This is a genomic window from Vibrio cholerae ATCC 14035, assembly GCF_000621645.1.
In the GTDB taxonomy this organism is placed as follows: domain Bacteria; phylum Pseudomonadota; class Gammaproteobacteria; order Enterobacterales; family Vibrionaceae; genus Vibrio; species Vibrio cholerae.
This window is the reverse complement of sequence record NZ_JHXR01000004.1, coordinates 262,009-268,494: the sequence shown is the minus strand read 5'-3', so window position 1 is coordinate 268,494 and position 6,486 is coordinate 262,009. Positions and strand designations below refer to the sequence as shown.

The following is a 6,486-nucleotide window of genomic DNA, read 5'->3' as shown; positions in this document are numbered from 1 at the left end:
CGCACCGTCGCGATACAAAGAGCAAGTGGGATGCCAACTTTCACACCATTCAAAATCAATAAGTTATAGAAATAGTCCCATCAACAAAGCAAAAAACTGCCCAACGCTGAGCAAGATCTTGCTTGGCGGGCAAAAATCCTCTTGATGAAAAAACGCGCTTCTCATCACTTGGTTATCTGCACCTTGATTGATACACTTCGCTTTCGTTTATCGTCACGGAAGGCTATTTCCATGAATGCGTTCAATAAATTAGTAAAACATTCTAAAAAAATTTCTAACTTTAATCATTTGTCGTCCATCGTTGGTTGGGACCAAGCCGCCGTCATGCCCAGTGGCGGCGCTGAAGCGCGCTCGCAAGCCATGGCAGAGCTTTCTGTGCATATCCATGGCCTGATGACCCAGCCACAATTGGCTGATTGGTTTGCCGAGGCAGAAAGTGAAACGCTCAATATCGAGCAGCAAGCCACCCTGCGCGAAATGAAACGCCAATGGCAACAAGCGACGGTTCTGCCTGAAGCCTTAGTCGAAGCGCAATCCCTAGCTGGCTCCAAATGTGAACACGCTTGGCGTAGCCAACGCAAAAATAACGATTGGACAGGTTTTGAGAAAAACTGGGCGGAAGTGGTCAAGCTTTCTCAAGAAGAAGCGCAAATTCGTGCCGAAGCAACTGGGAAAACCCCTTACGATGCGATGCTTGAGCTTTATGAGCCGGGCACGACAACCGAACAGCTCAATCGTGTATTTAGTGATGTGAAAACTTGGCTACCAAGCTTAATTGATGTGGTGATTGAAAAGCAGAGTAGCGAAAGCTTTATCGCACCTAAAGGCCATTATCCTGCTGAAAGCCAAAAAGCGCTGGGGCTGGATGTGATGAAGCTACTTCAGTTTGATTTTAACCACGGCCGACTTGATGAAAGTGTGCACCCCTTCTGTGGCGGCGTACCGAGTGATGTGCGCATTACTACACGCTACAACGAAAGCGAGTTTGTACAATCGCTGATGGGCATTGTGCATGAGACTGGCCATGCGCGTTACGAGCAAGGTTTACCTAAGCATTTGGCTGGCACTCCGGCTGGCGAAGCGCGTTCGATGGGCATTCATGAATCACAATCTCTGTTCTTTGAGATGCAAGTGGGTCGTAGCCCTGCGTTTATTGCCCATCTCGCTGAACTGGCAGGCAAACATTTTTCGGCGATGAATGATCCGGTCTTCCGAGTGGAAAACATTCAAAAACTTTACACGCGCGTGCAGAAAGATTTTATCCGCGTCGATGCGGATGAACTCACCTACCCAGCCCATGTGATCCTGCGTTTTGAAATCGAACGAGATTTGATGAACGGCAAGATCAAACACACTGATGTGCCAGAACTTTGGGATCAAAAGATGCAGGCTTATTTAGGCCTAAGCACCAAAGGCAACGATCAAAATGGGTGTATGCAGGATATTCACTGGACAGATGGCAGCTTTGGTTACTTCCCAAGCTACACCTTAGGTGCCATGTATGCTGCGCAATTTATGGCGGCCATGAAGAAAACCGTGGATGTGGATGGCGCGATTCGCCGCGGCGATCTCTCACCAATATTCTCTTGGTTGTCTGAGAATATTTGGAGCAAGGGCAGCTTATTCAGTACCGATGAATTGGTTAAACAAGCGACGGGGGAAACCCTCAACCCAGAGCATTTTAAAGCTCATTTGAGTCAGCGCTATCTGAAGTAATCTTTCACGAACCCCACGAAGTGTGGGGTTCTTTATTTCCTCAAAATCTCACGTCTTCACCGTCATTTTTCAGCGCATGCTAGATAATATTTGTAAATGAATGCAACGTAATTGCAACAATGACACAGCTAACCTAATATGTGACCCAAACTTTTGTATGAGTTTATCAACGGCGCAGGAAATGCCGTTCAAATCGATCACTTTTAAGGATGTAAAGTGCTATGGCCCAACTCTCGTTTAAAAACAAGATAATTGCCCTGATCATCGCGATTATCTCGCTGACCATCATCACCTCGTATTTTAGTGTTAACTATTTTATCAGCGATTACATCAAACAGGCGGATAGCCAAAACATCACGCATAACATTGATTTGATGCAACGTAAGCTTGAAAACGAACTGAACAGCAAATTAGCTCTCGCACAAAGCCTGAACTTCAGCATGATGGATATTGGTGAAACTAAAGCGAGCTCTGGATTCAATAAAATCATAAAGATCGTCAACGGATATGCCTTTGATGATACGGGCAATATGAGCGAAGAAGATGCTCAGCAGTATGTGAGTCTCGCTGAAAATCATGGTGATGCTGTGGTGGTTAGCCCTGTGACATTCAATGAGGGACAGCCGACGATTACCTTTTCAGTCAAGCGTTTCGATGAGTCAGTAGATTTCTTCGTATTCAACCTTTCCGCCTTTAGTCAAATGATGACCGATTACGCAACCGAGGGCAGCTTTGCGGAATTGATGGCTAATGGAAATGTGATTTTCTCGGATAAGCAAGGGGTAAACCTCACGCCCATTACTCGTCCAATCAATTTTGCTGGACAAGATTGGCAGTTGATTGGCTACATCGATTTAACCGCGATTCAAGCCAATACCGATCAGCTCAACTGGAAAATTACCCTCGCGCTTTTAGTCTGTGCCTCCGTCATTATTGTTGCCAGCGTGACTATGCTGCACGTTTCATTTAAGCCATTGAGCCGCCTTAACACTTTGGTTGCCAACCTATCACAAGGTAATGGTGATCTAACCCAACGTCTCGCCGTTGAATCAAAAGATGAAATTGGTCAAATCTGCAACTCCATCAACCTTTTCATTGAAAAACTGCAGCAGATGTTTATCGACGTAGCTGACTCATCGAAAGAGATTGATCGTGCCGTTGTACATTTAAGCAACCAAGCTCGTTCCAATCTCAATACGCTTAATCAACATACGCAAGAAACTGAACAAGCGATTACCGCCATTGAAGAGATGAGTGCTAGCGCAGGCTCTATTGCGCAAAGTGCGGATGATGCCGCACTACTTACCGAACGAACAAATCGTTATGCTGATGAATCAAAACAAACCGTTACCGAAGCTGTCAACAGTGTCAATGGACTGGTGAACCAAGTCTCCTCGATGGCAGAAACTATCACGCGTATGAGCGAGGACACGAAGCAAATCAATTCCGTATTACAAGTCATCGGCGCGATTGCAGAACAAACTAATCTACTGGCGCTCAATGCGGCGATCGAAGCTGCTCGTGCTGGTGAACAAGGCAGAGGTTTTGCGGTAGTCGCTGATGAAGTTCGTGCATTAGCCTCTCGAACACAACAGAGCACTTCGCAAATTAATGACATGCTCGCGACCTTAAAAACCACGACAGAAAACGTAGTAAAAGAGATGGACTCAACCCGTATTCATTGTGAAGAAACCGCTGAACGCACCAATCATGTGATGGATTCGCTCAATGTGGTGACTGATTCAGTCGCTGAAATGAATAATCTGAATACTCTTATCGCCACATCAGCGATGGAGCAGCGGCAAGTTACACACGAAGTGAGTAAAAACATGGCGGCAATTCAAGAGATGGTGCGTAAGCTCAACATGAATGCCGCGCAAGTCACCTCGGTCAGCAATGAGTTGCAAAATACCTCACATGCATTGAGTGATGTGGTAGGACGGTTTAGAGTTCAATAACGCTTTAGTCTTCACCACATTCATAAGCTCGAGAGAATAAAGGCGTAATGCCATGTGTATTACGCCTTTGACGTTTAATGAACAGCAGAGGTATCCACCGCTTGCTTGGGTTTTGGCGCAAACCAAATCATGCAGGCTGCAAATACAAAGATCAGTGCAATCACGATAAACAACTGGTTGGTTGCCACCATCACACTCTGATTTTGCAATATCCAGTCCATCGCAGAGCGCGTCTGCTCGGCACTCATTCCTGAACTTTGCATCGCTTGTGCCGCGACACCCGCTTTATCAGTTAAGCCTGCCAACTCAGCATGCACATAACGTGTTTCATGCTCCCATGAAGTGTTGATCATTGAGGTCGCAAACGCACCGGACAAGGTTCGGATAAAGTTCATCAATCCTGCTGCTGATTCCATTTCGTGCGGTTTGACACTACCAAGGGCTATCGCAGTCAATGGCACAAAGAACAACGGCATGCCGATACCTTGGAAAAATAAAGGCCAACTGATTTGCGAAAACGTCATATCTACTGTGTTAAAGCCACGCATGAAAGTCCACAGCCCAAGCCACATCACGCCAGCAAAAACAAAGGGCCGAGGATCAAATTTCGAGGACAGATTGGCCACTATCGGTGCCAAAAAAACCGCTAGAATCCCCATACTGGCAGTAGCGTGGCCTGAAATGGTGGCGGTATAACCCATGTAAATTTGCAACCATAAAGGTGTTACTACAGAAATACTAAAAAAAGCGCCGAACGCGAGTGACAACGTCACCAAACTGATGCTGTAACCTCGATGTCGGAACACCTTTAAATCCACGACAGGGTTTCGCTCCGTTAGCTCCCAAATCAAGAATGCAATGAAACCAATCACAGCAATCACCGCCAAAAACACAATGCGCGATGACTCAAACCAGTCATGATCCTTACCTTCATCCAACATTAATTGCAATGCGGCGACCCACACGACCAATAACGCCAGCCCCACTTTATCAATTTTTGAATGCGTCGTTTTGGTTTCAAATTTTTTCAGCAATTTCCAACACAGTAACGCCGCGGCAATAGCGAAAGGCATTTTGATGAAAAAGATGTATGGCCAACTGAGTTGGTCACACAACACGCCGCCAAGAATAGGTCCCATGATAGGTGCCACGAGCGTGGTCATCGACCAGATACCAATCGCAGCATGGCTTTTGTTTTTGGGGAATATTCGCATCATCAAGGTTTGTGAAAGTGGCATTAAAGGCCCTCCCACGAAACCAAGCAACACTCGAAACATCACCAGCGTGCTCATGCTATTGGCTAAACCACAGAGTAATGAAAAAACACCGAATAACAGAAAACAGGTGACAAAGACTCGAATAGAGCCAAATCGCGAAGCCAACCAACCCGTAAGAGGTACCGAGATCGCCTCTGCGACCGCATAAGAGGTAATCACATAAGTCCCTTGGCTAGTTGAAGTTCCTAGGCTACCAGCGATATTGGAGACAGAGACGTTAGCAATAGTGGTATCCAAAATAGCGAGAAAGTTGGCCATTGCCAGACACAGGGCACCGAAAAACAGTGCCCATCCTGACAGAGGTTGCATCTCATTGTCAGCGTTATGACTCATGGATTCACCTTAGCCTTGCTCTGATACTTTGGCGGCGCGGTACTGCACTAAGGTTTGTGGATCGGTAGTTCCAGCAGTATCTATCGTGGCAACCATAGATAATCCTACCTGCAGTGGATAGGCTTGCAAATCTTTGGGATCCAACTCGATACGGATCGGCAAACGCTGCACCACTTTAATCCAGTTGCCTGTGGCGTTTTGTGCAGGGATCATCGAAAATGCGGAGCCCGTACCGCCGGAAAAACCAGCGACCACACCATGGTAGGTCACATCATCACCATACAGATCTGCCGTTAAGGTAACGGGTTGTCCAACTTTCACATCGCGCAATTCCACTTCTTTAAAATTGGCATCGACATAAATATGGTCAGTAGGCACCACGGTCATTAAAGGCATCCCCACCTGTACACGACGCCCAACTTGTACTTGGCGTTTAGCGACGATTCCACTGATCGGCGCACGAATCACCGTACGCTCGAGATCGATTTTCGCTTGTTCATAACGCGCTTTTGCCAGTAAGACTTCAGGGTTGCTATCGACGGTCGTGTTATCGGTCAACGCTGCATTAGCTTTTTGTGAGCCAATGGTCGAGAGCTTAGTTGCCTGTGCTTGCGCCATAGCCGCTTTTGCCGCGTTAAGGTTTGCTTGTGCCTGCGCAAAACCGGTTTTGGCATTCGTCAGCTCTTCACCAGAAACGGAGCCGGAACGCACTAAGTCTTCCCGACGAGATAAATCGATTTTTGCTCGTTCAAAGTCCGCTTGCGCCGCTTTTAACTGCGCTTTCACACGCTGCTCATTGGCTTCTTGTGCTTCCACCATAGCACTTAAACCTTCGTCATTAGCGAGATAGCTACGTACACGGCGTTTTGCGAGTGCCAAATCCGCCTCAGCTTGAAGCAAAGCTAATCTCGCATCGGTATCATCCAGCTGTACAAGTACGTCGCCTTGTTTGACGTACTCGGTATCCACTACATTCACTTGCGCGATAATCCCGCCCACGGCCGGCGTGACTTCGGCGATTTCCGCCGCAGCATAAGCGTTGTCGGTGGAAATGTAGCGTGAACCGATAAAGTGCCAATAGAGTGCATAACTCCCTCCGGCAACCACAATTGCGGCCGCTAATCCGAGAAACCCTTTTTTACGCGATTGAGCTGCGCGTACACCATCAAATTCGGTGTTGCTATTATTTGAATTCATTGAAG

General features: G+C 46.9%; 4 protein-coding genes. 2 read left to right on the top strand and 2 right to left on the bottom strand.

The genetic code is table 11. The features are described 5' to 3' along the window. Window positions 1-231 precede the first annotated feature (231 nt). Together T411_RS0106105 and T411_RS0106100 are read left to right on the top strand one after the other, a co-directional pair. Window positions 232-1,716, top strand: a complete 1,485-nt coding sequence (locus tag T411_RS0106105; protein WP_000991037.1) for a carboxypeptidase M32 — start codon at window positions 232-234, stop codon at window positions 1,714-1,716. A gap of 221 nt (window positions 1,717-1,937) precedes the next feature. Next, the gene (locus T411_RS0106100) at window positions 1,938-3,674 is read left to right on the top strand and encodes a methyl-accepting chemotaxis protein (protein ID WP_000057938.1); all 1,737 of its coding nucleotides are present in this window, start codon (window positions 1,938-1,940) and stop codon (window positions 3,672-3,674) included. Between the two features lie 74 nt (window positions 3,675-3,748). Here the strand turns inward: T411_RS0106100 and vceB are convergent, their stop codons facing one another. Continuing rightward, entirely contained in the window at window positions 3,749-5,284 is a 1,536-nt protein-coding gene (gene vceB / locus T411_RS0106095) for a multidrug efflux MFS transporter permease subunit VceB (protein WP_000019056.1), read from the bottom strand. Between the two features lie 9 nt (window positions 5,285-5,293). Further along, a complete protein-coding gene (vceA, locus tag T411_RS0106090; protein ID WP_001087672.1) occupies window positions 5,294-6,481 on the bottom strand; it encodes a multidrug efflux MFS transporter adaptor subunit VceA in 1,188 nt (395 codons plus the stop codon). Window positions 6,482-6,486: the final 5 nt, after the last annotated feature.